The 25348-nt window shown below is 64.8% G+C and carries 25 protein-coding genes; 10 read left to right on the forward strand and 15 right to left on the reverse strand.

The features are described from left to right. Positions 1 to 50: 50 nt before the first annotated feature. Positions 51 to 935, forward strand: a complete 885-nt coding sequence (locus N511_RS0118905; protein ID WP_027680707.1) for a LysR family transcriptional regulator — start codon at positions 51 to 53, stop codon at positions 933 to 935. A gap of 34 nt (positions 936 to 969) precedes the next feature. After that, on the forward strand, positions 970 to 1380 hold the full coding sequence (locus tag N511_RS0118910; RefSeq protein ID WP_027680708.1) for a DoxX family protein: 411 nt from the start codon (positions 970 to 972) through the stop codon (positions 1378 to 1380). 9 nt (positions 1381 to 1389) lie between these two features. Here the strand turns inward: N511_RS0118910 and N511_RS0118915 are convergent, their stop codons facing one another. Next, positions 1390 to 2946, reverse strand: a complete 1557-nt coding sequence (locus N511_RS0118915) for an MFS transporter (protein WP_027680709.1) — start codon at positions 2944 to 2946, stop codon at positions 1390 to 1392. Positions 2947 to 3019: 73 nt separating this feature from the next. Between N511_RS0118915 and N511_RS0118920 the strand changes: the two genes are divergently transcribed. The 3 genes from N511_RS0118920 to N511_RS0118930 all read left to right on the forward strand — a co-directional run bounded on the left by N511_RS0118920 (position 3020) and on the right by N511_RS0118930 (position 5461). Further along, positions 3020 to 3928, forward strand: a complete 909-nt coding sequence (locus N511_RS0118920; protein ID WP_027680710.1) for a LysR family transcriptional regulator — start codon at positions 3020 to 3022, stop codon at positions 3926 to 3928. A 64-nt stretch (positions 3929 to 3992) separates the two neighbouring features. After that, the gene (locus N511_RS0118925) at positions 3993 to 4958 is read left to right on the forward strand and encodes a LysR family transcriptional regulator (protein ID WP_012762713.1); all 966 of its coding nucleotides are present in this window, start codon (positions 3993 to 3995) and stop codon (positions 4956 to 4958) included. 35 nt (positions 4959 to 4993) lie between these two features. Beyond that, positions 4994 to 5461 (forward strand): MliC family protein, encoded by a 468-nt coding sequence (locus N511_RS0118930; protein ID WP_027680711.1) that lies wholly within the window; start codon positions 4994 to 4996, stop codon positions 5459 to 5461. Here N511_RS0118930 and N511_RS0118935 read toward each other — a convergent pair. The 5 genes from N511_RS0118935 to N511_RS0118955 all read right to left on the reverse strand — a co-directional run bounded on the left by N511_RS0118935 (position 5458) and on the right by N511_RS0118955 (position 10245). Further along, positions 5458 to 6423 carry an MBL fold metallo-hydrolase gene (locus N511_RS0118935; RefSeq protein WP_027680712.1) on the reverse strand — a complete coding sequence of 322 codons (966 nt, stop codon included), beginning with the start codon at positions 6421 to 6423 and terminating at the stop codon, positions 5458 to 5460. The genes N511_RS0118930 and N511_RS0118935 overlap by 4 nt on opposite strands. A gap of 38 nt (positions 6424 to 6461) precedes the next feature. After that, positions 6462 to 6914 (reverse strand): DUF192 domain-containing protein, encoded by a 453-nt coding sequence (locus tag N511_RS0118940; RefSeq protein WP_027680713.1) that lies wholly within the window; start codon positions 6912 to 6914, stop codon positions 6462 to 6464. 91 nt (positions 6915 to 7005) lie between these two features. After that, complete coding sequence (locus tag N511_RS0118945) at positions 7006 to 8337, reverse strand: cytochrome-c peroxidase (RefSeq protein WP_027680714.1); 1332 nt, start codon at positions 8335 to 8337, stop codon at positions 7006 to 7008. Beyond that, a complete protein-coding gene (locus N511_RS0118950; protein WP_027680715.1) occupies positions 8334 to 9848 on the reverse strand; it encodes a metallophosphoesterase in 1515 nt (504 codons plus the stop codon). Before N511_RS0118950 ends, N511_RS0118945 begins: the two co-directional genes overlap by 4 nt. Before the next feature lie 187 nt (positions 9849 to 10035). Continuing rightward, positions 10036 to 10245 carry a hypothetical protein gene (locus N511_RS0118955; protein WP_009241324.1) on the reverse strand — a complete coding sequence of 70 codons (210 nt, stop codon included), beginning with the start codon at positions 10243 to 10245 and terminating at the stop codon, positions 10036 to 10038. A 278-nt stretch (positions 10246 to 10523) separates the two neighbouring features. Here N511_RS0118955 and N511_RS0118960 point away from each other — a divergent pair, with 278 nt between their 5' ends. Both N511_RS0118960 and icd read left to right on the forward strand, forming a co-directional pair. After that, entirely contained in the window at positions 10524 to 11006 is a 483-nt protein-coding gene (locus tag N511_RS0118960; RefSeq protein ID WP_231479646.1) for a sorbitol dehydrogenase family protein, read from the forward strand. Between the two features lie 259 nt (positions 11007 to 11265). Next, a complete protein-coding gene (gene icd, locus N511_RS0118965) occupies positions 11266 to 12516 on the forward strand; it encodes an NADP-dependent isocitrate dehydrogenase (RefSeq protein ID WP_004631917.1) in 1251 nt (416 codons plus the stop codon). A 766-nt stretch (positions 12517 to 13282) separates the two neighbouring features. Here the strand turns inward: icd and N511_RS0118970 are convergent. The 3 genes from N511_RS0118970 to N511_RS0118980 form a co-directional block, all read right to left on the reverse strand. Beyond that, entirely contained in the window at positions 13283 to 13903 is a 621-nt protein-coding gene (locus N511_RS0118970; protein WP_027680717.1) for a DUF4126 domain-containing protein, read from the reverse strand. Positions 13904 to 13984: 81 nt separating this feature from the next. Next, positions 13985 to 14440: a DUF2501 domain-containing protein gene (locus N511_RS0118975; protein WP_027680718.1), complete on the reverse strand. Its 456-nt coding sequence runs from the start codon at positions 14438 to 14440 to the stop codon at positions 13985 to 13987. 185 nt (positions 14441 to 14625) lie between these two features. Continuing rightward, on the reverse strand, positions 14626 to 14829 hold the full coding sequence (locus tag N511_RS0118980) for a cold-shock protein (RefSeq protein ID WP_004631953.1): 204 nt from the start codon (positions 14827 to 14829) through the stop codon (positions 14626 to 14628). Between the two features lie 576 nt (positions 14830 to 15405). Between N511_RS0118980 and clpS the strand changes: the two genes are divergently transcribed. Together clpS and clpA are read left to right on the forward strand one after the other, a co-directional pair. Beyond that, positions 15406 to 15732 carry an ATP-dependent Clp protease adapter ClpS gene (gene clpS, locus N511_RS0118985; protein ID WP_003261876.1) on the forward strand — a complete coding sequence of 109 codons (327 nt, stop codon included), beginning with the start codon at positions 15406 to 15408 and terminating at the stop codon, positions 15730 to 15732. Beyond that, positions 15729 to 18017 (forward strand): ATP-dependent Clp protease ATP-binding subunit ClpA, encoded by a 2289-nt coding sequence (clpA, locus tag N511_RS0118990; RefSeq protein WP_012762704.1) that lies wholly within the window; start codon positions 15729 to 15731, stop codon positions 18015 to 18017. Before clpS ends, clpA begins: the two co-directional genes overlap by 4 nt. Positions 18018 to 18087: 70 nt before the next feature. Here the strand turns inward: clpA and dut are convergent, their stop codons facing one another. The 3 genes from dut to coaBC are packed head-to-tail and all read right to left on the reverse strand — an operon-like array spanning position 18088 to position 20779. After that, positions 18088 to 18534, reverse strand: coding sequence for a dUTP diphosphatase (gene dut / locus N511_RS0118995; protein WP_027680720.1), 447 nt, complete (start codon positions 18532 to 18534; stop codon positions 18088 to 18090). Continuing rightward, a complete protein-coding gene (locus N511_RS0119000) occupies positions 18531 to 19577 on the reverse strand; it encodes an LLM class flavin-dependent oxidoreductase (protein ID WP_027680721.1) in 1047 nt (348 codons plus the stop codon). The genes dut and N511_RS0119000 overlap by 4 nt, the downstream gene beginning before the upstream one ends. After that, on the reverse strand, positions 19574 to 20779 hold the full coding sequence (coaBC, locus tag N511_RS0119005) for a bifunctional phosphopantothenoylcysteine decarboxylase/phosphopantothenate--cysteine ligase CoaBC (RefSeq protein WP_027680722.1): 1206 nt from the start codon (positions 20777 to 20779) through the stop codon (positions 19574 to 19576). Before coaBC ends, N511_RS0119000 begins: the two co-directional genes overlap by 4 nt. Positions 20780 to 20928: 149 nt before the next feature. On the opposite strand from coaBC, the gene N511_RS0119010 reads away from it, so the two are divergent. After that, the gene (locus N511_RS0119010) at positions 20929 to 21507 is read left to right on the forward strand and encodes a YdcF family protein (protein WP_027680723.1); all 579 of its coding nucleotides are present in this window, start codon (positions 20929 to 20931) and stop codon (positions 21505 to 21507) included. Positions 21508 to 21510: 3 nt separating this feature from the next. Here the strand turns inward: N511_RS0119010 and N511_RS0119015 are convergent, their stop codons facing one another. Genes N511_RS0119015 through ileS form a run of 3 tightly spaced genes read right to left on the reverse strand, consistent with a single transcriptional unit; the run spans position 21511 to position 25299 of the window. Next, positions 21511 to 21888, reverse strand: coding sequence for a DUF4180 domain-containing protein (locus N511_RS0119015; protein ID WP_027680724.1), 378 nt, complete (start codon positions 21886 to 21888; stop codon positions 21511 to 21513). A 7-nt stretch (positions 21889 to 21895) separates the two neighbouring features. Then, entirely contained in the window at positions 21896 to 22420 is a 525-nt protein-coding gene (gene lspA / locus N511_RS0119020; RefSeq protein ID WP_027680725.1) for a signal peptidase II, read from the reverse strand. Beyond that, on the reverse strand, positions 22420 to 25299 hold the full coding sequence (ileS, locus tag N511_RS0119025; protein WP_027680726.1) for an isoleucine--tRNA ligase: 2880 nt from the start codon (positions 25297 to 25299) through the stop codon (positions 22420 to 22422). The genes lspA and ileS overlap by 1 nt, the downstream gene beginning before the upstream one ends. Positions 25300 to 25348: the final 49 nt, after the last annotated feature.

Raw genomic sequence — 25348 nt, forward strand, 5'->3', positions numbered from 1 at the left:
ATTCATTGGATATTGCTTAAGAAAAACTTGAGAGTCCGCTGCGCATTGCCGTGAGTACCGTCCGCTTTCTCCGCACCTTTGTCGCCGTGGCCCGTCACGGCTCGTTTGCCGCCGCCGCGGAGCGCGTGGCGCTGACGCAGGCCGCGGTGAGCCTGCAGATGCGCGCGCTGGAAAACGAACTGCGCCGGGACCTGTTCGACCGGTCCGGCCGCACTGTCACGCTGAATGCGCACGGCCGCGCGCTGTTGCCGCAAGCCGAGCACCTGCTGGGCCTGTACGACGCCATGCGCATCGGCGATGAACCGCAGACGGAACTGTCCGGCGCGGTCGCGATCGGCGCGGTGGTGTCGGTGATGGGGTCGCTCGCGCATGCGGTGGCGGGGCTCAAGCAGGTGCACAAGGGGTTGGACGTCAAGCTCATCACCGGCAAATCGGGCGAGCTGGCGGAGCAAGTCGAGGCGGGCGAGCTGGATGGGGCGCTGGTGGTCGAGCACCTTGAGCGCCTGCCCGCCAACCTCGCGTGGCACCCGCTCTATACCGAGCCGCTGGTGGTGGTGGCGGGCCGGCATACGCGCGGCCGTGCGGAAGAAGTGTTGCGCACCCATCCGTTTCTGCGCTTCGACCGCGCAGTGCGCACCGGCGCGCTCATCGACCGGGCCCTGCGCAAGACGCACATGGCGGTCAACGAGTTCATCGAAGTCAATTCAATCGAGGCGATTGTCGAGCTGGTGCGTCAGCAGGTCGGGGTCACGCTGGTGCCGCGCCTGCGCCGTGCAAGCTGGGAGAGCGATCCAGCCCTGCGCGTGCTGCCCATGCCGCCGCACACGCCGGTACGCACGGTCGGCATGATCGAGCGAAAAGAGCATGTGCGGCACGGTGTGATTCAGGCGGTACTCGATGCGCTCGAAACCACACTTGGCAATTCCAGCGCCTAGACTGATTGCACCAAGGCTCGCTCTGGAGGCCGCGATGGACGCTTTCATTCAACGCTGGCGGGACGAACTGATCCTGCTTGCCCGGATTCTGATGATGGTGTTGTTTGTGATGTCGGGCTGGGGCAAGCTGACGGGCTTTCAGGGCACGGTCGGCTACATGACCAGTACAGGTGCGCCCATGCCGATGGTGGCCGCGGCGGTTGCCGTTGTCATGGAGTTTGGTGTGGGCATCGCCTTGCTGATCGGCCTGTGGACGCGGCCGCTGGCGCTGCTGATGGCGCTGTTCGTGCTCGGCACGTCGTTCATCGCCCATTCCTACTGGGATATGGAAGGCGCCATGGAGGCCGCCAACAAGATCCAGTTCTACAAGAACCTGAGCATCATGGGCGGGCTGTTCCTGCTGGCGGCTGCGGGGCCGGGCAGATACGCGGTACAGAAGTCATAACGCGCCGGTTCAGCGCAACGACCGCTGCACCAGTACCAGCACGGCAAACAGGCCGCACGCCACGGCAAACCAGCTGAAGAGCTGCGTGCCGGCCAGCAGCGTGGCTTGGCGATCGATTTCCGCGGACAGGCTCGCCAGGCGCTCGGGCGTCATCGGGTTCATGGTCTGCAGGTCAGAGGTGAACCGCGTGACATGCGCCACGATCAGCGAGCGCGATTCCGCCTGTTGCGTTTGCAGCGACACGGCGGCCAGCCCTGTGCCCACCGCCGTCGCAAACTGGCGCGCGATGTTCTTCATCTGGTAGCCGTGCGCAAAATCTTCCCGGTCCAGATCGAGGTACGTCATCATCGCCACCTGGATCATCACCGCGCCCGGCGTGATGCCTTCCAGCATCGACACGGGGAAGAACGCGTAGTCCGGTGCGCCCGGCATCAAGCTTGTTCCCAGCACCAAGGCCGCGGCCGCATACACGGCAAAGCCCATGGCGATGAAGCGGCGCTTGCGGAAGAAGAACGGCAGCCAAATCGTCATGACCACGGCCACCACGGTCGAGACCGCCCCGCTGATCATCAGGAACAGCGTGGTCGTGCGGAATGTAAAACCCAGGCCGCCTTGTGACACCGCCGGAAACAGGTACGACCAGTACCCGCTCATCAGGTAATAGACGCCGTAAAAGCCGATGCCCCACAGATAGCGGCGACCGTTCAGGCGGGACAGATCGAGCCAAGGGTCGGGGTGCGTGCGCAGGCGGTGGATGGCCAGCAGCAGCGAAGCCGTACCGCCCAGCAGCAACAGCGGAATCACCGGCGAGGCGGTCAGCCGGCTGTAGCGCAGCTCCGACAGGCCCATCAGGAACGACAGCGCTCCGATGGCCATGGCGCCCACGCCAATCCAATCCCATCGGCTTTGTTGCGGCGGTGCTTCATCGGGGCGGCGTGCGGCGCGTGTGCGCGGCTGATGATGCTCGGGCGGCAGGAAGAACACCGCCATCCAGGCCACGCCGGCCAGCACCAGTTCAATCCAGAAGATCACGCGCCATTCGCTGTATTCGAGCACTTCAGCGCAGATCCACGGTGCTATCGTGGTCAGCCCGAACAAGCCGACGCTGAACATCAGCATCGGCGGAATGCGTTCGTCGGGCTCCGCCGTGAGCTGCACCAGGATGCGCGACGCCGAGAACAGCCCGCCGGCCCCCAGGCCCTGAATGGTCCGTCCGATGACGAGTTCGCCGATGTTGTTGGATTGCGCGCACACCACGCAGCCAATAGCGAACAGCACGATGCCCACCAGCGAATACATCCGGTAGCCCACGTGCGCCGCAATGCGGCCGATGGCGAGGTTGGCGACGACGGCCGCCACGGCATACGCTGTGACAGCGTACAGATAGGCATCGGGGCTCGCATGCACACCGCCCTGGATGTGCTGGCCCGCCACGGCGAACATCTGCGACGAGACGAAATCAAGACCCGTTGAGAGCCCCATCGCCAGCCCAAAAGCATGGACGCGCGCCGAAGAAAAGTGGGGAAATGCCCGCAGCGACGCGGGTTTGAGGATTTGCAGCGACATGTGCCCGAGCATAAACTTGCCCGCCAGCCGGATAAACGGCCAACTCTAGGAACACTGTCCAGTCATGCGAACAATGGAGTGGAACGACTGGGAAACCTTCTGCCGCGTGGTGGAGGCCGGCAGCTTCACTGCCGCCGCCGAGGCGCTGGGCATCCCCAAATCGACCGCCAGCGCCGCCGTATCACGGCTGGAAGCCGCGCTGGGCGTGCGGCTCATGACACGCACCACGCGCCAGTTGCGGTTGACCGAAGCGGGCTCGCACTTCTACGACGACATCGCGCCCTTGTTCGAGCGTCTGCGCGAAGTGCACGCCGACACCACCGCAGCCAGCGAAACCGTGGCCGGCACGCTGCGCATCGCCGCGCCGTACGAAGTCGGTGCGCAGCACCTGACCGAACCTGTGTGCCGCACGCTCGAGAAATACCCGCATCTGCAAATTCAGGTGCACATCTCGTGGGAGCAGCCCGACTTGCTCGCCAGCGGTTATGACATCGTCTTCGTGATGGTCGATCAGGTGCTGCCGGATTCCTCGCTGGTGGCGCGCCGTGTGGTGCTGATCCCGCGCGGTTTGTATGCGTCGCCGACCTTGCTGGCGGAACGCCCGCCGCTCAAGACGCCAGCAGACCTCGCCGGCTGGCCCTGTCTTTCGGGCCCCGACGACGCGAGCTGGGCCTTCCGCCCCATCGGCGAGCCGACCGCCGAGCCGATCGAAGTCCCGATCCAGCCGCGCCTGCAGACCCTGAACGCCGAAATGCGCGCCCGCGCCGCCGTGCGCGGCCTGGGCGTGGCACGCATGGCGCGCTCCGTAGGCGATACGGAAGTCGCGGCCGGCAGGCTCGTGCGCGTACTGCCCGATTTCGAGCTGACCGCGCTGCGCGTCTACGCGCTGATGCCGGCTCGCAAGCTGGTGCCGCGCAAGGTGCGCGTGTTTCTGGATGCGCTGGAAGCGGAGGGCGCTTCCGCCACACCGGCACCCGCCTAGCCGAAGACCGGCGCTGGATGTCACAATCGGCGCTTCCCTATTCGGATTGTGAGGACCGGCGGCCATGCGTCTGCGCCAGATTGAAGTCTTCCGCGCCGTGATGCTGGTCGGGACGGTCAGCGAGGCGGCGCGCATGCTGAACGTGTCGCAACCCGTGGTGACGCGCGTGCTGCAACACACCGAGCTGCAACTCGGTTTCCGCCTGTTCGACCGCACCAAGGGCCGCCTGCAGCCCACCGCCGAGGCGTTCGAACTGTTCAGCGAAGTCGAGCGGCTGTACCAGGAGGTCGAGCGCGTGCGGCGCGTGTCGGCCAATCTGCGTCACAAGGGCGCCGGGCGCTTGCGCGTGGCGGCAACGCCCAGCCTGGCCCCAAGCATCCTCGCACCGGCCGTGCGGCGTTTCTCGCAGCGCCATCCCGATACGCTGGTGCGCGTGTTCACGCATCACACGGCCGAGATCGTGCAGGGGTTGCTCTCGCAGGACATCGACGTCGGCTTCGCCTTTGCGCCGCCCGTGCATCCGGCCATCAGCACCACGCCGGTCGCGCAGGGCCGCATCCTCCTGGCCGCGCCGCGCGCCTGGGTGGGCGGCAAGACCGACGGCCGCGCGTTGCACAAGCTCGTTGCCGAGAAGCCGTTTATCGGGCTGGAAGACCAGATTTCGCTCGGCTCGCTGGTCGGGCAGACGCTGGCGCGCGGCGGGCTGGCGCCGCAGTCGACGCTGGAAGTGCAGACGTATTCGCTGGCGCGTTCGCTGGTGGAGGAATCGCTCGGCGTGACGATGCTCGATCAGTTCACGGCCGCCACCGGCAGCATGGAGCGCATCGCGCTGTTCGCGCTGGAGCCGGCGCAGACATTCGATGTGCGTGCCATGCGTGCCGAGCATCATGCGCCGTCATCGTTGGCCGATAGCCTGGTGCAGTGCTTTGCGGAGGCCGCGCGTGCGCTGTCCGACGAACTTCCGCAGCGCGTCGAGCCGACCGCATTCGTGCTCAAGCCCACCGAACCTGACAGCGACGCGGCGGACTAACCGACTTGCGCTGACCATTTTCAGGAGACGGATCCATGCGTCGTTTCGCAACTGCAGTGATGTTCGGGCTGGCGCTGGGCGCCGGCATCTTCAGCGGCGTCGCCACCGCCCAGCAATCGCCGGTGCCCGGTATGTCGTCCGACGATCTGAACACCGCGCTCGACTTCGCCAAGGCGGGGCTCAACAAGGCGATCGATCAGGCGCGCGCGTATTCCGCGTTGCCGATCAAAGACCCGCACGACGTGCGCTACACGTGCGAGGGCGGCAAGACGCTCCTCGTGAAATACATGACGGTGGGCGACACACCGCTGGCAGCCATGACACTCAACGGCAAGACGCTGGTGTTCGCCAACGTGATGGCCGCTTCGGGCGCGCGCTATGCGTCGGGGCAGTATGTGTGGTGGACGAAGGGCGCCACCGGCTTCCTTGCCGACGAGACCCAGCCCGGCAGCCGCAATCAGCTCTACCGCGATTGCAGCGAGGCCACCAGCGGCCGGCCTTAGATTTCCTGCAGATCGTGCCCGACGATGATCTCGCCCTTGAAATGCGGGCGCACGGCATCGAGCCAGACTGAATCTTCCAGATACGGATAGCCGCCGGGCACGAAGTGCGACAGCACCAGCGTCTTCACCTTGGCCTCGGTGGCAATGCGGCCGACCTCTTCGGTGGAGGTGTGGCTCGCCAGCAGATGCTCGCGCAGCGTCTTGGCGTTCGGCTCGGTGGACAGCAGCTTGTCGAGCGACGGCAGGTGCATCACCTCATGAACGAGCACATCGGCGCCGTATGCCAGGCGCACGAGGTTTTCGCTCGGTGCCGTATCGCCGGAAATGACGATCGAGCGGTCTGCCGAATCGAAGCGAAACGCAAATGCCGGCGACACCGGCGGATGCTTGACCAGCGCGCTCGTCACCTTCACGTTGGCATCCTGCATGACAAGGCCGCCTTCGGTCAGCTCGTGCGGATGCAGCATCGGTGCCAGCGGCGGGCGGCCTTCGTCGGCAATGCGGGTGCGAATGTCGTAGTCGTACAGCTCGAGGAACTTGGTCGTCATCGCGGCCAGCGGGGGCGGGCCCCAGGCGTCGACGGGGCCGGTCAGGTCGGTGGCCCACGCCAGCAGCATCAGCGTGCCGTAGTCGGCGTTGTGATCGGAGTGCTGATGCGTGAGGAAGACGTGGCGGATGTCCTTGAACTTGAGGCCCGCCGTCACATACTCGCGTGCGACACCGTTGCCGCAGTCGACCACGTACGACACGCCGTTGATGACGATCACCTGTGCCGGCGCCGAGCGGTTCTTCTTGGGTGTCGGCCCGCCTGCCGTGCCGAGCAGGATCAACCGCGTGCCCTTCTTGGGCGCATCGGCGGCTAAGGCACCCAGCGGCAAACCTGCCGACGCCGCGCCCGCACCCACGGCCAGCGCGCCGGCCTGCCGCATCCAGCGGCGACGGTTGTTGTCGAAAGCGTGCATGCGGCGGTCTCCTCTCTGTTGTTGTATGTGCGTGGGCCTTAGCGCGGCAGCCCGCCCACCTTCATGCCGGGCTTGACGCCCTTGCGTGCAAACCAGCCCTTGTTCATTTCCAGCGCATAGCTGCCGGCCTTGGTGGGGCAGTGGTTGTCTTCGGTCTGCGGTTTCATCTCGGCAATGTCGGAGATGGTGCCGTCGTCGGTGATGAAGGCGATGGACAGCGGCAGGTCGGTGTTCTTCATCCAGAAGCAGTGGCCGGCGGATTCATCGAACACGAAGAGCATGCCTGCGGTATCGGGCATGGTCTTGCGGAACATCAGGCCGGTCTCGCGCGTTTGCGGGGTGGCCGCCACCTCAGCCTTGACCTTGTACATGCCGATGGTCAGGTCGACCACGGGCAGGCCGGTATTGGGCGCGGTGGGTGTCTGGGCGAGCGCTCCGGTGGCGGCAACGGCCAGCGACAGAGCGGCAAAGAGGCGGGACAGGGTGGTCATGGCGCGAACGGGTCGGAAACGAAACGCTCCATGATCGGCACTCGGCCAGCCGCCGTCAATCAGACAGCCGCTGGCCAGGGCGACGAAGTTGTTACCGCGTATTGGTGGCTTGCCGGCCGACGGCGATCGTCTGCGGGGCCGCCTTGGGCGCATGCGCAGCGCGCGCCTTGTCCGCCGCCGGATCGGGCATCAGCGCCACGTAACGCGCATCGGTGAGCGTGCGCAGGAACGCAACGATGTCGTCGATCTCGTCTTCCGTCAGCGCGGGCGTGGTGCCGGGGCGGCGGTTCATCGGCACGGCATTCACGTTGATATTGCACTGGTATTTGGCGGGCACGTCGTTGAAACGCTTGCCGCCGGGGTACCACTGCGCGGGGTCGGTGGAGCGCGTAGCATAAAACGCCACCGTGTCGCGCAGCGTGCGGAACACGCCGTTGTGCATGAACGTCTGGCGCACCGCCACGTTGCGCAAGCCCAACGTGCGGAAGTAGCCGCACCACTGATCGGGTTCGGGCCATTTGAGCGTGCGGGCGGTCTGGCACAGGCCGACGTCGAAGTGGCGTGCGTCCTTGTTGGCGGGCAGCAGCGGGTTGCGCGGTACGGCGATGGCGTCGTAGCCGAAATCCGTGAACAGCGAGCGCTCCGGCCGTGACGACGATTCCACCATCAGATGGCACGACGCGCAGTTGCCTTTGTCCGGGTTGCGGAACAGCGCGAGGCCGCGCATCTCTGCGGGCGAAAGGGGCGTGCGCTTGCGCAGGAAATCGTCAAAGCGTGAGGTGAACGGCGCCAATTCGTCGCTCTGGAAATACGCCTCCAGCGCCTTGCCCAACGCGCCGACGAGGCGTTCGGGCTCACGCACTGCATCGGCGCCGAACTGTTTCGTCAAGGCCTGGCCGAGGTCCGTGCCGGCCACCTTGCGCTGCAGCTCGCGCGCCGAACGGTTGCCCATCTCGTCGGGATTGAACAGCGGGCCGCGAATCTGCTCGGGGATGGAATCGGCACGGCCATCGGCAAAGAAGCCGCCAAACGGCGACGGGAAGCTCGCGTCGTCGTCCTGGAAGAAATAGCGATGCGGGATGTAACGCAGATACAGCAGCGACGGCGCGTTGCGTGCCGCCACATGCCCGGGGCGGCTGCCCGCCGGCACGCCGATGCGCAGCGCCTCGCCCTTCAGCGTGGGCGCGAACGCGCGGCCGGGGTCATGGCACGCCGCGCACGACGTGCCTTGCGGCTCCGACAGGCGCGGGTCGAAAAACACCCGCCTACCGAGCGCGACGAGGTTCGGGTCCGGCTTGAACGCGGTCGACTCGGCAGGCGGCGGCACGGCGTCCAGCCTGGGCGTCATGCCGATCGATTCGGCCGCCGCCACGCCCGGGATGAGCGCAGCGGCGACCCACAGCGCAATGCTCAGGCGCTTCAAGGTGCGACGAAGCCGGTCTTGTCGCACACCAGGGTCGTGCCGTTCTGCGTGCACGTCGTCAGCAGCTTGCCGGCCACGGTGTAGGCCTTGAACAGCCAGCCCTTGGCGGGCGCGGGCTGGCGGTCCATCACCATGAAGCCGAACGAGTTGTTGTGGGAGATGCTGCCCACCGTTACGCCCGAAGCCGGACTGATGGCCGGGAACGGATCGGGCAGCGCCACGTCGAGCGAATCGCCGGCGTTGCCTGCAACGATGGTCGCCGGATGGTTGCTCGTGAAGTTGATGGCCTGGAAGTCATGCACGTGGCCGTGCAGCGCGACCTGCACGCCCGGCGGGTAATACGCCGTGGCGTTCAGGCTGTTCATGACCGACAACAGCGCCGCATTGCCGCCCAGCGGCGTGCTGCCCGCGATCGGCACGAAGCCCAGGATCGGGTGGTGATTGGTAAAGATCGACATCACGCCCGGCTTGGCGGCCAGCGTGCCCACCGTGCTGAACTGCTTCTGGTAGGTCTGGAACCACGGGTCGGTCGTCGCCAACGCCGTCGTGCCGGCCTTGGCCGAATCGAACACGATGACCTGCGTATCGCTGCCGATGGCGACGGCGTACGGGTCCGACGCGTTGGCTGTCGTGTCGTTGGCCGGGTTGTCGCACGAGCGGTCGGCCGAATACGGACGCGGATCCAGGAAGCGGTACCACCCCTGGCCGGCGCGCGCGCATTCCTCGTGGTTGCCGCGCACCAGCACCCACGGAGCCGCAGCCATCAGCGGGGCGGCGGGCTGGAACAGGTCGGCCTGCCACGTATCCCAGCCGTATCCCCAGGGGCTGCCCTGGCAGCCGGCCACGTCGGGCGGGCAGGCGTTTTCGCGGTAGTGGTAGTCGCCCACGTGCAGGACGAGGTCCGGGTTCATCTTGGCGGCCGTGGCGGCAGCGCTCGCAAACGGCCACGACAGCGGGTCGTTACACGACTGGAACGTGTTGCTCGACTTCTTCATGCGGCAGCCGGTGTCCGCCAGGATCACCACGCGCTGCGGGTTGGCCTTGGGCAGCGGCAGCACGCGCGAGCCGATCGACGCGGCCTTGGCCGTGGAGGCCACGGTGGCTTCGCAGGCATTCACAGGGAACGACGAGGCTTTCGAATCGCTGGCGGCGCTGGCCGTGGTCCGCTGCGCCGGCGTGCCGGCCGCCACACGCAGCGTCATGCGCGTGGAGGTGCCGTCCACCGTCAGCAGCGGGCAGACCGAGCTGTCGACGGGCGAGGCGCTGTTCGTATAGCTCGTGACGGCGCGTACGACAGCCTGGTTGCTGTCGCCGATCTCCACCCACGCGGCCTGGATGTTGGCGTCAGCCGTGGCCGCATCCGACGGCGTGGCCGTCGACACCGGCGTCGAATCGGACGACGAGCCACCGCAGCCTGCAATCACAGCGGCAGCGGCCAGCGCGGCAAGAGAGAGCATCGTGAACACGGTGCGTTTTCGTCGCACCGGAGCGAACATCGATCGGAATTCCATTGCGCCATCCCTGTTTCTTGTTGTGAGGAATGGGCAAGGTACTCAAGCTTGATGGCGCTATTTTGACAGCCCTGCATGCGCGTCCGGGTTTCCGCTCAGCACGTGAGGGCGAAAAAAAAAAGCAGATGCATAAGCACCTGCTTTTTCTGTATCGGCCGAGCCACGCGGGCCCGGCAGAAACACAAGCTTATTGCTTGGCGGCGTCAGCAGCCGGAGCCGAAGCGTCAGCAGCCTTCTTGGCAGCCTTCTTGTGGTGGTGCTTCTTAGCCTTCTTGGCCTTCGGGGCAGCCTTTTCAGCAGCCGGAGCAGCAGCTGCGTCAGCAGCCGGAGCGGAGGCTTGGGCGAACACACCGGTGGCGAACAGGCCGGCGATCAGGGCAGCGATCAGCTTCTTCATGGTGAATCCTTTTATAGATCAGTGAGTTAACCAACGACCCGCTAAATGAGTCATCTGCAATAACGCTGGCCGTTACAGGCGCGTTGACATGTTCCGTCGAATTTTTTGTGGGCCCCGGCGAAAGCCGCTGCGCCGCCGGATCCGCCATGTGGCGCATGTTGCGCTGCGCAAGAAAGGTGCCCGCCGGACGATGCGTCGTGACTGCGTTTCGGACCCATCTGATTGGATGCGGGCGCCTGCGCCTCGAAAATGCGAGCCGATTTTGTTCAAGGCCCGCCGTGTCTCTGCCGTCGTCATCTCCCCGCCCCACCAAGCCCGCCCAGCCCAGCAAGCCTGCCCATTTCCGGCGCCGCGATTTTGTTCTGGGCTGCGGCGCCTTGCTTGTGCTGGGCGCCGCGCCGGGTTTTCGTCCGCCTTCGCATGACGCTTCCAGCCTCGACGATTTCATGCTGGTGTCGCAGACGATCTCCGGTGCGCCGCTGGACCGTCACGTGGGGCTGTCCTGTTTCAGCCATTTGCACCGGACTGACGATCGCTTCATCGAACACATCCAGACGCTTGCGTGGCTGGTCCGGCGCAATCCGGGCCTGGACGGCGTCGGCCTGGTCCGCTTGGTCGATGCCGACAACGCGTGCGACCTGCGCGCCGCGTTGGCCCGCCTGGTGGATGCCTGGAGCGCCCGGCTGGATGCGGATCCCGCATGGGGGGACATCCGCCCGCTCATCGTCAGGGCTTCTGAGGCCAGCCTGTCTGGCAGTTGACAGCCGTCCCGCCTCGTGCGGCAGTGTGGCGGATGGTGAAATTTTCCGGCATAATGCGGAATTCACTCTTGTGTCTTATATAAGAGTTGCGGCTTGCGCGGGATGCGAAATTTGTGCGGTGCATCGTGAGCGCGTCATCGTAGGCCGTTAGAATCGCCAGTTCATTGCAGCGCGCCACGCCGGCCAACCCGAGAGCGGCGCGCTGTGCTGTCAACCCCCACCGTCCACCCGCTACCTGCGGTCTGCACTGGAGTCGTCCATGTATCAACACATCAAGGTCCCGGCCGGCGAGAAGATCACCGTCAACCAAGACTTCTCCCTCAATGTTCCGAACAACCCGATCATTCCGTACATCGAAGGTGACGGCACCGGCTTCGACATCACCCCGGTGATGATCAAGGTGGTGGACGCGGCGGTTGAGAAGGCTTACAAGGGCGAGCGCAAGATTTCCTGGATGGAAATCTACGCCGGCGAGAAGTCGACCAAGGTGTACGGCCCGGACGTGTGGCTGCCGGAAGAAACCCTGCAAGTCCTGAAGGACTACGTGGTGTCCATCAAGGGCCCGCTGACGACGCCGGTGGGCGGCGGCATCCGTTCGCTGAACGTGGCGCTGCGCCAGGAGCTGGACCTGTACGTCTGCCTGCGCCCGGTGCGCTACTTCAAGGGCGTGCCCTCGCCGGTCAAAGAGCCGGAGAAGACCGACATGGTCATCTTCCGCGAGAACTCGGAAGACATCTACGCCGGTATCGAATTCGAAGCCCAGAGCGACAAGGCCAAGAAGCTGATCAAGATTCTGCAGGACGAGTTCGGCGTCAAGAAGATCCGCTTCCCGGAAACCTCCGGTATCGGCGTGAAGCCGGTTTCGCGCGAAGGCACGGAGCGTCTGGTGCGCAAGGCCATCCAGTACGCGATCGACAACGACAAGCCGTCGGTCACGATCGTGCACAAGGGCAACATCATGAAGTTCACGGAAGGTGGTTTCCGTGACTGGGCGTACGCGCTGGCACAGAAGGAATTCGGCGCCGAGCTGATCGACGGCGGCCCGTGGTGCAAGTTCAAGAACCCGAAGACGGGCAAGGAAATCATCGTCAAGGACGCGATTGCCGATGCCTTCCTGCAGCAGATCCTGCTGCGTCCGGCCGAGTACTCGGTTGTGGCCACGCTGAACCTGAACGGTGATTACATCTCCGACGCACTGGCTGCACAAGTCGGCGGTATCGGTATCGCCCCGGGTGCCAACCTGTCGGATTCGGTGGCGATGTTCGAAGCCACCCACGGCACCGCGCCGAAGTACGCTGGCAAGGACTACGTGAACCCGGGTTCGGAAATCCTGTCGGCTGAAATGATGCTGCGCCACATGGGCTGGACGGAAGCCGCTGACCTGATCATCTCGTCGATCGAGAAGTCGATCCTGTCGAAGAAGGTCACGTATGACTTCGCCCGCCTGCTGGAAGGCGCGACCCAAGTGTCGTGCTCGGGCTTTGGTCAAGTGATGATCGACAATATGTAAGCACGCGCTTCGCGGCTTCGGCCGTGATGCAAAGGAAAACCCCGGCAGCTTCGGCTGGCCGGGGTTTTTTATTTCGCACCGCCAACGGCCACTTGCAGACGCTTGCAGTTCTGGCCGCGCTTGTACGCAAAAAGGGCGGGCGAGCCCCAACAAGCCCGAACGCCGATGCTGCAACAACGGCGCTGCAGGCCCATGCGCCGGGCCTCGCCCATTGATCAGCAGGAGTGTTCGGGACGTCCCGGCGAGTCGGCCGTGCTCGTTGCGGAATGCTTGGGGGCTGCGGCGCGCGCGGACATTGCACGCAAAAACTCACGCGCAGCGCCAACACCTTTTTGATATTCGGTGAGCGAATCGCCGGCCGGGGAATTGGCGGATTTGGAGATCGAACGGGTCACGGCATTCCTCTTCATCTGATGAACGGAACCGCGCCCAACCCTGGCAGGAGGGGTGGGCGAGCACAGGCAAGGTGGAAAACCGAGGTATAGCGATCGGCACGGCCGAAGCCGTTCAAGCCTGGCTCGCCCCAGGAAGGAGACGAAGCCAAGCCATAGCGGTTGAGGACAAGCACCTATGCTCGGCGCTTGCCCGCTATACCCGAGGTTTCCACACCTCGATCACTTTCTCTATGGCACTGAAAGCGATGGCGGGAGTGTACCGATGGCTGCTTCGTCTGAGCAGGGGCGAAACTATAAATCAGAATTTGCTTAGGGGATGCGCATGCGCGGCGCGGATGCTGTTTCTTGCCGCTGCGCGTTCGGATGGTGCCTCAGTGCGGCAACCGCGTTGTGCCGGGCGATTGTGGCCCAGGCGAGCGCCCGCGCAGCGCATCGCGCAGCCGCCGCACGCCGCGCCACAGCTTGGGCAGCAGCCACACCGATACCAACAGCAGCAGCGCCAGCACCACCAGAAACGCAATCGGCAGGAAGAACGCCATCAACAAACCGCCGCTGGCCGCCACGTCTTCACTGAATGACGCCACCCAGTTCGAGAACGGTTCCGGCGACGTGTTGATCAGTGCGCGCGTGCCTGCCTTGGTGGCATGCGCCGTGCCGGCCAGCGTCCCGCCGATCAGTCCCGCGGCCACCATCCATTGCGGATCGAGCTGTCCGAACGCAGCCGCAGCCAGGATCGCACCCGCAGGCACGCGGATGAAGGTCTGGATGCCATCCCACACCGAATCGAAACCGGGAATCTTGTCGGCCAGGAATTCCGCCACCGCCAGCACGCCGGCCAGGCCGATGACCCACCACGATTCCAGCATCTGCAGGCCGGGCGGCAAATGCAGCCAACCCGTGCGGCCCAGCACGCCCGCAGCAAATACGGCCAGGTAGAGACGGAATCCGCTGGTCCAGGAGAGTCCGGCAGCCAGCGCGGCGGTTTCCAGCATGAGGTTCCTCAGGAGCGAAGAAGGGGCGGGCGAACGGCGAATCAATATTGCAGTGTAGTGCGCGCTCGCCTGCGCAGCGGCTTAAAGCAGCGATTTGCCCTGCGCCAATATCTTGTCGCAAGCCTGCCGGGTGATTTGCGACTTGAGGGCGCTCAAGTCGAATGTGTTGCCATCCGCGCTGGTCAGGATGCCCTTTGTGCCGTCGGTGTAACCCGGGTTGGAGGCCGGCGCACCGCCCAGCTTGCCGAGCAGCTTGTCTTTGACCGAGGCCGCGTCGGTGGCGCCGCCCAAGTAGTTGTTTTTCATGCAGAACTCCAACACGCCCGCCACATTGCTGGTGCTGCCCGACGTCAATGCGCCGAGCGAAGGCATACCGGCCAGGCTACCGATGCTGCCGAGGCTACCCGTGGCGCCCTGGCCGTTGCCCTGCGTGGCCCCCTTGAGGAGTTCTCCCAACTGGGCGTGGGCGGCGGCGGGAAGCAGCGCGGCAATCAGCAGCGTTGCCGTGGCGGCGGTGCGGGTCAGATGGCGTTTCATGTGGGGGGCTCCTGGAAATGACACGGGGATTACCACACCGTAGTGCGCGACCCGCCGAAATGACGTGTTGCGCGCGGTGCATCCCCGGCATTGTCCTGCGCCCGGGCAACAAAAAACCCGGCATGTCGCCGGGTTTTTTGCATTTGGACACCGCCGCCGTCAGGCGGGGTGCCGTGCAACGCCAATCAGGCAGCCTGGATGTTGGTAGCCTGCTTGCCCTTCGGGCCTTGCGTCACTTCGAACGAGACGCGCTGATTTTCCTTGAGCGTCTTGAAGCCAGCCATTTGGATGGCCGAGAAATGCGCGAACAGCTCTTCGCCGCCTTCGTCAGGCGAGATGAAACCGAAACCCTTGGCGTCGTTAAACCATTTGACCGTACCGAGTGCCATGAAAACCCCTCCGTTAAAACACAAGTCAGAGCCGGGAGGGTATGCCTGTCGGGGCAGTGCAGAGCGGTACCGCGCAGTCATCGCCCGGCCGCCGGCCTGCGAGGCACGACGAATGGCGCGGGTGGAACCGCGCCGCAAGCGATCGGTCTTCTTGTGGCAAACACCACAGCCTGAAGCGGTTGTCGATCTGTTGTCGACTGGTGTGAGGCCTCCCGGGCTCACCATTCATGCGGCTCGCTGCCAACGGTTTGCGGGGCAGTAGGGCGCACATGTTGAATTCGATTGTTCGAGGAATGCAACAGACTGTCAAGGCCACAATAGGTGGGTCTGTGGCGAAAAACGGTCAGTTTCTGAAGAGGATTTGCTCGAAATCGGCTCGAACGTCCCAAAGTACGGAAAACGATTGGCGTTTCAGGCCCGGACCTTGCGCCCGTTCCCACCAGCGTGCAGGCGGTAAAACCCTTTGCACCCGAGGGCTGATGGACGCACGCGGCGCTGGCCAAACCGTTTGTAGACCTTGAAGTCGGCGTTATTTCCCCAAATTGCGAACTCGAAAGGAGTGGTTAGAATAAGACCATGGCAATCCGGCAAGCGACCACTCCACAACACGATGCAGGCACCGTCCTGGAGCGGAAAGAGCAAGCGCTCAAACCGCCCGCGATGTACAAGGTGCTGCTGCTCAACGACGACTACACCCCGATGGAATTCGTCGTGATGATTCTTCAGCAATACTTCAGCAAAGACCGGGAGACTGCCACACAGATCATGCTGACTGTGCATCGGGAAGGTAAGGGCGTGTGCGGTATCTACACTCGGGATATCGCCGCGACGAAAGTGGAATTGGTATCAACCCATGCACGGCAAGCGGGTCATCCGCTGCAGTGCGTGATGGAGGAAGCATGATCGCGCAAGAACTGGAAGTCAGCCTGCACATGGCGTTTGTCGAAGCCCGCCAGGCTCGCCACGAATTCATTACGGTGGAGCACCTGCTGCTTGCGCTGCTGGACAATCCGACGGCCGCGGAGGTGCTGCGCGCCTGCGCCGCCAACATCGAAGATCTCCGCACGCACCTGAAGAACTTCATCGCTGACAACACGCCTGTCGTGCCCGGCACCGACGAGGTGGACACGCAGCCGACGCTCGGCTTTCAGCGCGTGATCCAGCGCGCCATCATGCACGTGCAGTCGACCTCCAACGGCAAGAAGGAAGTCACGGGCGCGAATGTGCTGGTGGCCATCTTCGGCGAGAAGGATTCACACGCGGTGTACTACCTGCAGCAACAGGGCGTGACCCGGCTGGATGTCGTCAACTTCATCAGCCACGGCATCCGCAAGGACCAGGCTGAACCTGCCAAGCAGGGTGAAGGCAACCCCGAAGGCGAAGGCGGCGACGGCAAGGAAAGCCCGCTCGAGCAGTTCACCCAGAACCTGAACGCGCTGGCCAAGGCCGGCAAGATCGATCCGCTGATCGGCCGCGAGCAGGAAGTCGAGCGTGTGGTGCAGGTGCTGTGCCGCCGCCGCAAGAACAATCCGCTGCTGGTGGGCGAGGCCGGTGTCGGCAAGACGGCCATCGCCGAAGGTCTGGCCTGGCGCATCACGAAGGGCGAAGTGCCGGACATCCTCGCGAAGTCCGTCGTCTACTCGCTCGACATGGGCGCGCTGCTGGCCGGCACCAAATACCGCGGCGACTTTGAGCAACGCCTGAAGGGCGTGTTGAAGTCGCTCAAGGACAACCCGAACGCCATCCTGTTCATCGACGAGATCCACACGCTGATCGGCGCGGGCGCTGCATCGGGCGGCACGCTGGACGCGAGCAACCTGCTCAAGCCGGCGCTGTCGTCGGGCGCGCTCAAGTGCATCGGTGCGACGACGTTCACGGAATACCGTGGCATCTTCGAGAAGGACGCAGCGCTGTCCCGCCGCTTCCAGAAGATCGACGTGGTGGAGCCGACCGTCGATCAGACCGTGCAGATTCTGCGCGGCCTGAAGTCGCGTTTCGAAGAGCACCATGGCGTGAAGTACGCGTCGTCGGCGTTGACTGCGGCGGCTGAGCTGTCGGCGCGCTTCATCACCGACCGTCATTTGCCGGACAAGGCGATCGACGTGATCGACGAAGCCGGTGCGGCCCAACGCATCCTGCCGAAGTCGAAGCAGAAGAAGACGATTGGCAAGGGCGAGATCGAAGACATCGTTTCGCGCATCGCTCGCGTCCCGCCGCAAAGCGTGTCGCAGGACGATCGCAGCAAGCTGCAGACGCTGGAGCGCGACCTGAAGTCGGTCGTGTTCGGGCAGGATCCGGCGATCGACGCGCTGGCTTCGGCGATCAAGATGTCGCGTGCCGGCCTGGGCAAGACGGATAAGCCGATCGGCTCGTTCCTGTTCAGCGGCCCGACGGGCGTGGGCAAGACGGAAGTCGCCAAGCAGCTCGCGTTCATCCTCGGCATCGAGCTGATCCGCTTCGACATGTCGGAGTACATGGAGCGCCATGCGGTGAGCCGGCTGATCGGCGCGCCTCCGGGCTACGTGGGCTTTGACCAAGGCGGTCTGCTGACGGAAGCCGTGACCAAGAAGCCGCACTGCGTGCTGCTGCTGGACGAGATCGAGAAGGCGCACCCAGACATCTTCAACATCCTGCTGCAGGTGATGGACCACGGCGCGCTGACGGACAACAACGGCCGCAAGGCGGACTTCCGCAACGTGATCATCATCATGACGACCAATGCGGGCGCCGAGACGATGAACAAGGCAACGATCGGTTTCACTACGGCGCGCGAACAGGGCGACGAGATGGCCGACATCAAGCGCATGTTCACGCCGGAGTTCCGCAACCGTCTGGACGCAACCATCAGCTTCCGCTCGCTCGATGAGGAAATCATCATGCGTGTGGTCGACAAGTTCCTCATGCAGCTGGAAGAGCAACTGCACGAGAAGAAGGTGGATGCCATCTTCACCGAGAAGCTGCGTCGCTTCCTGGCGAAGAAGGGCTTCGACCCGCTGATGGGCGCGCGCCCGATGCAGCGTCTGATTCAGGACCTGATCCGCAAGGCGCTGGCCGACGAGCTGCTGTTCGGCAAGCTGGTCAACGGCGGAAAGGTGGTCGTGGATCTGGACGATGCGGATGCGGTGAAGCTGGAATTCTCCGAAAACGAAGCGCCGCCGGCACCTGCCCAGGAAGAAGCGGAAGCTTGACCTGTCAGACGCCCCAAAGAAAACGGCCCGGAAAAACTCCGGGCCGTTTTTTTATTTGCGGACGATGCGCTCAGTGGCGTCCAGTGCTGCCGAAACCACCGGCACCGCGCTCGCTCTCGGCAAAGTCGTCGACGATGTTCAGCTCGGCTTGCACGACCGGCACGATCACGAGTTGCGCAAGGCGCTCCATCGGGTTGAGCACGAACGCCGTGCTGCCACGGTTCCAGGTGCTGACCATCAGCTGGCCCTGGTAATCCGAATCGATCAGGCCCACCAGGTTGCCCAGCACGATGCCATGTTTGTGGCCCATGCCCGAGCGCGGCAGGATCAGCGCGGCATAACCGGGGTCGGCCAGGTGGATGGCCATGCCGGTCGGGATCAGATGCGTGGTGCCAGGCTCGATGGTGAGCGGGGCGTCGATGCAGGCGCGCAGGTCCAGCCCGGCGCTGCCGGTGGTGGCGTACTGCGGGAGTTGTTCGTGCAGGCGGGCGTCGAGGATCTTGACGTCGAGTTTCATGCGGGGCAGGCCGACGAGGTTGCAGAAGGCGGAGATGGTAGCGCAAACGCCTCGGCCAGCAGCTCGTACGAGCGCAGGCGGGCCTTGTAGCTCGGCGCGACGGTCAGCACGATCAGCTCGTCGGCGACAAAGCGGTCCTTGAGCGCGTGCATCTGCTCGGCCACGGATTCCGGCGTGCCGATGATGCTGCGCGGCCGCTCGCGCATGGCGATGGCCTGGTCGCGTTCGGTGTAGACATGCGCTTCGCCTTGCTCGACGGTCGGGATCGGGCCATTCACGCCAATCGCCATCTGCACGCGGCGCAAATCAATCGCAGCTTCGTAGCGGCGCGCCTCGGCTTCAGTGTCTGCCGCGATCACGAAGACGGCGGCAGCGCTGTACGGCCGTGTGTCGTAGCCGGGTTCGAAATCCGTGCGGTACTGCTGCGCGACGATGTGCCCGACGTGCGGATTGATGAAGTGCGCAAACGCGAAACGGATACCCAGGCGCGCGGCCAGCGCGCCGCCAAAATCGCTGGAGCCGAGCACCCACAGCTCGGGTTGGGTGTCGATCTCGGGCTGCAGGATGACGCCGTAGGCGGGGTGATCCGGCGGCAGCGTGCCGGTGAGGTGCCAGATCAGTTCCTGCACCTGCTGCGGGAAGATGTCGCCGCGGTTGTAGTCGCCCATGGCCACGGCCTGCGCGGTACGCATGTCGCCGCCGGGCGCGCGGCCGACGCCCAGGTCGATGCGGTTCGGGAACAGTGCCTCCAGCAGGCGGAACTGCTCGGCCAGCTTGAACGGGCTGTAATACGGCAGCATCACGCCGCCAGAGCCCACGCGTAAGTGCTTCGTGGCGCTCGCCACGCGGGCGATCATCACTTCCGGCGCCGGGTTGCTGACGCCCCGCAAGCCGTGGTGCTCGGCGCACCAGTAGCGCGTGTAGCCGAGTGAATCCGTCAGTTGTGCCAGGTCGACCGTCGCGGCGATGGCATCGCGTGCGCTGTGGCCGTAGATGACGGGGCTTTGGTCCAGGACCGATAGACGGATCGGCGCGGCGCTCATGACCGTGCTCCGTGCACGCGGTCGGCGATGGCCGCGACGATCTGGCGTGCCAGCGTCAGCTTGTCGGCGCGCGGCAGGCGCGTAATGCCCTTGGCATCGAAGAGCGCGACTTCATTGTCGTCGCGGCCGAAGGTCTGATGCCCGAGATTGCCGACCAGCAACGGGATGCCTTTTTTCTGACGCTTGGCCTCGCCGAACTCTTCCAGGCGTTCGGTTTCTGCCGCAAAGCCGACGCAGAAGGGCGCATTCGCACGGCGCGCCACGGCGGCCAGGATGTCGGGGTTTTGCGTGAACGTAAGTGTCGGTACGTCGGAATCGCTCTGCTTCTTGAGCTTCTGCTCCGCGGCTTGGGCCACACGCCAATCCGCCACGGCCGCCACGGCAATGAAGATGTCGTTTCTCGTGGTGTCCAGCTCGCGCATGACGGCATCGTGCATCTGCTGAGCGGTTTGCACATCGATGCGCAATACCCCTGCAGGCGTGTCCTGATGGCACGGCCCAGCGACGAGCGTGACCTCCGCACCGGCCTGCGATGCAGCCCGCGCCAGCGCAAAGCCCATCTTGCCGCTGGACAGGTTCGTGATGCCGCGCACCGGGTCGATTGGCTCGAAGGTCGGACCCGCCGTCAACAGCAGGCGGTGGCCGCGCAGCAGCTTGGGCTGGAAGAAGCCGATGAGTTGCTCGACGATGTCTTCGGGCTCGAGCATGCGGCCGTCGCCGACTTCGCCGCAGGCCTGGTCGCCGGCATCGGGGCCGAGCAGGGTGACGTCGTCAGCGCGCAGTTGAGCGGCATTGCGTTGCGTGGCGGGCGCGGCCCACATCTGGCGGTTCATCGCGGGTGCCACGAGCAGCGGGCAATCGCGCGCGATGCACAGCGTGGAGAGCAGGTCGTCGGCCATGCCGTGCGCGAGCTTGGCGAGAAAGTCGGTGGACGCCGGCGCGATGACGATGGCATCCGCCTCGCGCGACAGGTCGATGTGCGGCATGTTGTTGCCGATGCGGCCGTCCCACTGCGACGTGAAGACCGGGCGACCGGAAAGCGCCTGCATCGTCACTGGCGTGATGAAGTGCGTGGCGGCCTCGGTCATCACCACCTGCACGGTTGCGCCCGCCTTGGTCAAGAGCCGCACCAGCTCGGCCGACTTGTAGCACGCGATGCCCCCGGTCAGGCCGAGCACGAAATGTTTGCCTTGCAGTTCCATAACAACCCGCTTGGGAATCCGATTGACGCAATATGCGCGGGCAGGATACAACCCGTGGCCCGGGCTTCCTGCTGAACAGTGGCGATGATACCGGCTTGCCCCGGGGCGCGTCTGGCGCTCGGGTTTTTCCTCAAACGCGCATTCTCGATATGGTTTTCGGTCATTCCGCAGTACGCAATGTCCTCGCCTGGATTGGCGGTTGCGCCATCGTGGCGGTGGTGGTCGGCACTACGCTCGTGTGGGGGGCGAAGACATGGCTGCGCGAGGAGCCGAAGCTTGGGCACGCAGACGTGATCGTCGTGCTGGGCGGCGAATCGGGCCAGCGTGTGATCGGCGCCGCCGAGCTGTACCACGCAGGCATCGCGCCACGCGTGTTTGTCAGCGGGCAGGGCGACTGCCTTCTCATCGCGCGCCGTTTGGAAATGGCCGGTGTGCCGGCAGAGCGCATCGGCCACGAATGTGTGTCCGGCAGCACGATGGAGAATGCGCGGATGACGCGCGAGACGCTGGCGGACCAGCACGTCGACAGCGCAATACTGGTCACGAGCTGGTATCACACCGGCCGGGCGCTAGCGGTGTTCCGCAAGGTCTGGCCGGAGGTCGCCTGGGGTGCGCGGGGCGTATTCCCGGGTGACACGCTGGCCAAGTCAGTTCCGATCTACGAAGCGGGGTCGATTCTTGCCGAGTACGTCAAACGGGCGTGGTACGCCGTCCGCTATTGGGCGTGAGCCTCATTCGGCAGGCATGGGCCGCGCATCGGCGGCCAGGTCGTCCAGGGACGGGACGAAGCGGATCGTGTCGCGCTTGTTGGATTCCCGCACCCAGTCGCGCAGCGCGCTGCTGGCGTCCAGGTGCGCCGAGATGTCGCCGACCACGGCCAGCTTCAACCGGTAGTTCGTGATCTTCTGCGCGATGCCGCCGGCCAGGCCGGTGCGCAGCGCAAAGAACGCGGCGTCGAGGCGGCTGACCGGCACGGCAACCATCGATGCGCCATGCCCCAGCGCCTCGCCGATCAGATGATCCAGTGCGTCCTGTTCGCTGGCGATGCGCGGGCCGGCCTCATCGAGGCACAGCACCGCTTCGCCGTTCCAATGCTGGAGGTTTGACACGGCAGCCTTAGCGACGCACGCGCCGCAGTTCGTCGACGATCAGCAGCACCGCGCCGATGCAGATACCGCAGTCCGCCACGTTGAAGGCGGGCCAGTGGTAGTTGTGCAGGTAGAAGTCGAGGAAGTCCACCACGTGACCGTAGATGACGCGGTCGATCACGTTGCCCAGCGCGCCGCCCAGAATCAGTGCCAGCGCAAAGCAGAACATCTTCTGCCCGCTGTGCCGCTTGAGCAGCCACACGATGAACAGCGCAGCCGCCACGCCCAGGCCCGTGAAGAACCAGCGTTGCCAGCCGCCCGCCGCCGCCAGGAACGAGAACGCCGCTCCCTTGTTATAGGCAAGCACCAGGTTGAAGAAGCCGGTGACCGGCCGCGACTCGCCGTACGTGAAGGTTTTGAGGACGGCGATCTTGGTCAACTGGTCCAGCAGGATCCAGATGACGGCCAGGCCGAGCCAGGGGCCCACGCCATGACCGCCGCCGCTCTTCTTCATCCCGATCGATTTGCTCTTGCCGTTGTTGCGAGTGGCCATCAGGCAGCGCTCCGTTGTTCGCCGGCGCCGAACAGGTTGTCGGTGCAGCGCTTGCAGAGGGTCGGGTGGGCGTGGTCGTGGCCGACGTCGGCGCGGTAGTGCCAGCAGCGCTCGCACTTGGCGTGCGTCGACGGCACCACGGTGATGAGCAGATCGCCGCCTTCCGGGGCGCGTTCCAGCTTCGCCGCCGACGTGATCAGCACGAAGCGCAGGTCGTCGCCGAGGCTGGCCAATGCGTCATGCACCGATTCGCCCGCCGAGACCGTCACTTCCGCCTGCAGCGACGAGCCGATCTTGCCGTCGATGCGCAGTGCTTCCAGTTGCTTCGTCACTTCGCCGCGCACGTTGCGGATGGCGGCCCACTTCTCCAGCAGCGCGCTGGCGCCTTGCGGCACCGGGGCGTCGTAGTAGGTGCTGGTGAAGATGGTGTCGGTGTGCTCGGTGCCGTGTGCGAAGACCTGCCACGCCTCTTCGGCCGTGAACGACAGGAACGGCGCCATCCAGTGCAGCATGGCCTGGGTGATGTGATACAGCGCGTTCTGTGCCGAGCGGCGCGCGATGGAATCGGGCGCCGTGGTGTACAGGCGGTCCTTCAGCACGTCGAGGTAGAAGCCGCCCAGGTCTTCCGAGCAGAACGTCTGCAGCTTGGCGACGACCGGGTGGAATTCATACACGTCGTAGTGCGACAGGACTTCCTTCTGCAACGCATCCGTTAGCGCCACGGCATAGCGGTCGATTTCGAGCCATTGCTCGGTCGGCAGCGCGTGTTTGGCGTGATCGTAGTCGGTCAGGTTGGCGAGCAGGAAGCGCAGCGTGTTGCGGATGCGGCGATAGCCTTCCACCACGCGCTTGAGAATTTCGTCCGAGATGGCGAGTTCGCCCGAGTAGTCGGTCGAGGCCACCCACAGGCGGATGATCTCGGCGCCCATCTTGTTGGCGATTTCCTGCGGCGCGATCGTGTTGCCGATCGACTTCGACATCTTCCGGCCTTCGCCGTCCACCGTGAAGCCGTGCGTGAGCAGGCCCTTGTACGGCGGCTTGCCGTACAGCATCGAAGCGGTCAGCAGCGACGAGTGGAACCAGCCGCGGTGCTGGTCGGAGCCTTCCAGGTACAGATCGGCCAGGCGACCGTCCGGCAGGTCGGCCGAAGCGTCATACAGATCCGCCGCATGCGAGCCGCGGATGACGTGCCAGTGCGTCGTGCCCGAGTCGAACCACACGTCGAGCGTGTCGCGATTCTTCTCGTACATGTCAGCCTCGTCGCCGAGCAGCTCGCGCGGGTCGAGCGTCTGCCAGGCTTCGATGCCGCTTTGTTCGATGCGCTGCGCGACCTGTTCCAGCAGCTCAGGCGTGCGCGGGTGCAGCGCGCCGGTTTCCTTGTGCACGAAGAAGGCCATCGGCACGCCCCATTGGCGCTGGCGCGACAGCGTCCAGTCCGGGCGGTTGGCGATCATGTTGTGCAGGCGCTGCTTGCCCCACGACGGATAGAACGCGGTGGCATCGATGCCGGCGAGCGCCGTTTCGCGCAGCGTGGCGTTGCCGTCGTTAGGCTGCACGTCCATCCCCGCAAACCACTGCGACGTGGCGCGATAGATGATCGGCGTCTTGTGGCGCCAGCAGTGCATGTAGCTATGCGCGTACTTGTGCGCATCGAACAGGTTGCCCGAGTCGCGCAGCACCTCGACGATCTTCGGATTGGCATCCCAGATCATCTGGCCGCCGAACAGCGGCAGCGTCGATGCGTACACGCCGTTGCCCATCACCGGGTTGATGATTTCCGAGTCGGGCATGTTGTGGGCCTTGCACGACTGGAAGTCTTCCACGCCGTAGGCGGGCGCGGAGTGGACGATGCCGGTGCCGGTGTCGATGGTCACGTAGTCGCCCAGATAGACCGGCGAGGTGCGGTCGTAGCCCGCGTCCATCTTGGCAAGCGGGTGGTGGAAACGCACGCCCGACAGGGCTGCACCTTCGCAGGTGGCCAGCACGGTGCCTTCGAGCTTCCAGCTTTGCAGGCAGGCCTCGACGCGCTCTTTGGCGACGATCAGCAGCCCGCGCGGCGTGTCGACCAGCGCGTATTCGATTTCCGGGTGCAGGTTCAGCGCCTGGTTGGAAGGGATCGTCCACGGCGTGGTGGTCCAGATCACGATCCAGCCCGGCTTGGCCTTGAGCACATCGGCGCCGACGTGGAAGGCGCTCGCCAGCGCGTCGATGTCGGCGAATGGGAAGCCGACGTCGATCGACAGGTCGGTGCGATCCGCGTATTCGACTTCCGCCTCAGCCAATGCCGAGCCGCAGTCGAAGCACCAGTTGACCGGCTTCAGGCCGCGGAACACGTAGCCCTTTTCCAGGATCTTGCCCAGCGCGCGCACTTCATCCGCTTCGTTGCGGAAGTTCATGGTCAGGTACGGATCGGCCCAGTCGCCCAGCACGCCCAGGCGTTCGAAATCCGCCTTCTGGCGTGCGATCTGGCCCGTGGCGTAGGCACGCGCTTTCTCTTGTACTTCCTTGACCGGCAGGCCCTTGCCAAATTGCTTTTCGATCTGGATTTCGATCGGCATGCCGTGGCAGTCCCAGCCCGGCACGTAGACGGCGTCCAGGCCGGTCAGGCCGCGCGCCTTGATCACCATGTCCTTGAGGATCTTGTTGACCGCGTGGCCGATGTGCAGATCGCCGTTGGCATACGGCGGGCCGTCGTGAAGGATGAACTTCTTCGCGCCTTTGCGCGCGGCGCGGATCTTCTTGTAGAGCTGCTTGTCCTGCCATTGCTTGACCCACAGCGGTTCGCGCTTGGGCAGGTCGCCGCGCATGGGGAAGGGCGTGTCCAGCAGGTTGACCGGGTACTTGCTCTTCTCCGGCGTAGGCTTCTTGGAATCGGACATGGTGTGATGTGGGGCAGATTCGGGCAATTCGGGTGGGTGCAGGCGCGGC

Source organism: Ralstonia sp. UNC404CL21Col (genome assembly GCF_000620465.1).
Lineage (GTDB): Bacteria > Pseudomonadota > Gammaproteobacteria > Burkholderiales > Burkholderiaceae > Ralstonia > Ralstonia flatus.

Excerpts from the sequence above, each read along its gene's own strand:
- N511_RS0118955 (WP_009241324.1), bottom strand. The coding sequence starts at position 10,245 with ATGAAGAAGCTGATCGCTGCCCTGATCGCCGGCCTGTTCGCCACCGGT.
- N511_RS0119010 (WP_027680723.1), top strand. The coding sequence starts at position 20,929 with ATGGTTTTCGGTCATTCCGCAGTACGCAATGTCCTCGCCTGGATTGGC.
- N511_RS0118930 (WP_027680711.1), top strand. The coding sequence starts at position 4,994 with ATGCGTCGTTTCGCAACTGCAGTGATGTTCGGGCTGGCGCTGGGCGCC.
- dut (WP_027680720.1), bottom strand. The coding sequence starts at position 18,534 with ATGAAACTCGACGTCAAGATCCTCGACGCCCGCCTGCACGAACAACTC.
- icd (WP_004631917.1), top strand. The coding sequence starts at position 11,266 with ATGTATCAACACATCAAGGTCCCGGCCGGCGAGAAGATCACCGTCAAC.
- N511_RS0118980 (WP_004631953.1), bottom strand. The coding sequence starts at position 14,829 with ATGGCACTCGGTACGGTCAAATGGTTTAACGACGCCAAGGGTTTCGGT.
- N511_RS0119000 (WP_027680721.1), bottom strand. The coding sequence starts at position 19,577 with ATGAGCGCCGCGCCGATCCGTCTATCGGTCCTGGACCAAAGCCCCGTC.
- ileS (WP_027680726.1), bottom strand. The coding sequence starts at position 25,299 with ATGTCCGATTCCAAGAAGCCTACGCCGGAGAAGAGCAAGTACCCGGTC.
- clpA (WP_012762704.1), top strand. The coding sequence starts at position 15,729 with ATGATCGCGCAAGAACTGGAAGTCAGCCTGCACATGGCGTTTGTCGAA.
- clpS (WP_003261876.1), top strand. The coding sequence starts at position 15,406 with ATGGCAATCCGGCAAGCGACCACTCCACAACACGATGCAGGCACCGTC.
- N511_RS0118915 (WP_027680709.1), bottom strand. The coding sequence starts at position 2,946 with ATGTCGCTGCAAATCCTCAAACCCGCGTCGCTGCGGGCATTTCCCCAC.
- lspA (WP_027680725.1), bottom strand. The coding sequence starts at position 22,420 with ATGGCCACTCGCAACAACGGCAAGAGCAAATCGATCGGGATGAAGAAG.
- N511_RS0118940 (WP_027680713.1), bottom strand. The coding sequence starts at position 6,914 with ATGACCACCCTGTCCCGCCTCTTTGCCGCTCTGTCGCTGGCCGTTGCC.
- N511_RS0118975 (WP_027680718.1), bottom strand. The coding sequence starts at position 14,440 with ATGAAACGCCATCTGACCCGCACCGCCGCCACGGCAACGCTGCTGATT.
- N511_RS0118920 (WP_027680710.1), top strand. The coding sequence starts at position 3,020 with ATGGAGTGGAACGACTGGGAAACCTTCTGCCGCGTGGTGGAGGCCGGC.
- coaBC (WP_027680722.1), bottom strand. The coding sequence starts at position 20,779 with ATGGAACTGCAAGGCAAACATTTCGTGCTCGGCCTGACCGGGGGCATC.
- N511_RS0118970 (WP_027680717.1), bottom strand. The coding sequence starts at position 13,903 with ATGCTGGAAACCGCCGCGCTGGCTGCCGGACTCTCCTGGACCAGCGGA.
- N511_RS0118910 (WP_027680708.1), top strand. The coding sequence starts at position 970 with ATGGACGCTTTCATTCAACGCTGGCGGGACGAACTGATCCTGCTTGCC.
- N511_RS0118925 (WP_012762713.1), top strand. The coding sequence starts at position 3,993 with ATGCGTCTGCGCCAGATTGAAGTCTTCCGCGCCGTGATGCTGGTCGGG.
- N511_RS0118935 (WP_027680712.1), bottom strand. The coding sequence starts at position 6,423 with ATGCACGCTTTCGACAACAACCGTCGCCGCTGGATGCGGCAGGCCGGC.
- N511_RS0118950 (WP_027680715.1), bottom strand. The coding sequence starts at position 9,848 with ATGGAATTCCGATCGATGTTCGCTCCGGTGCGACGAAAACGCACCGTG.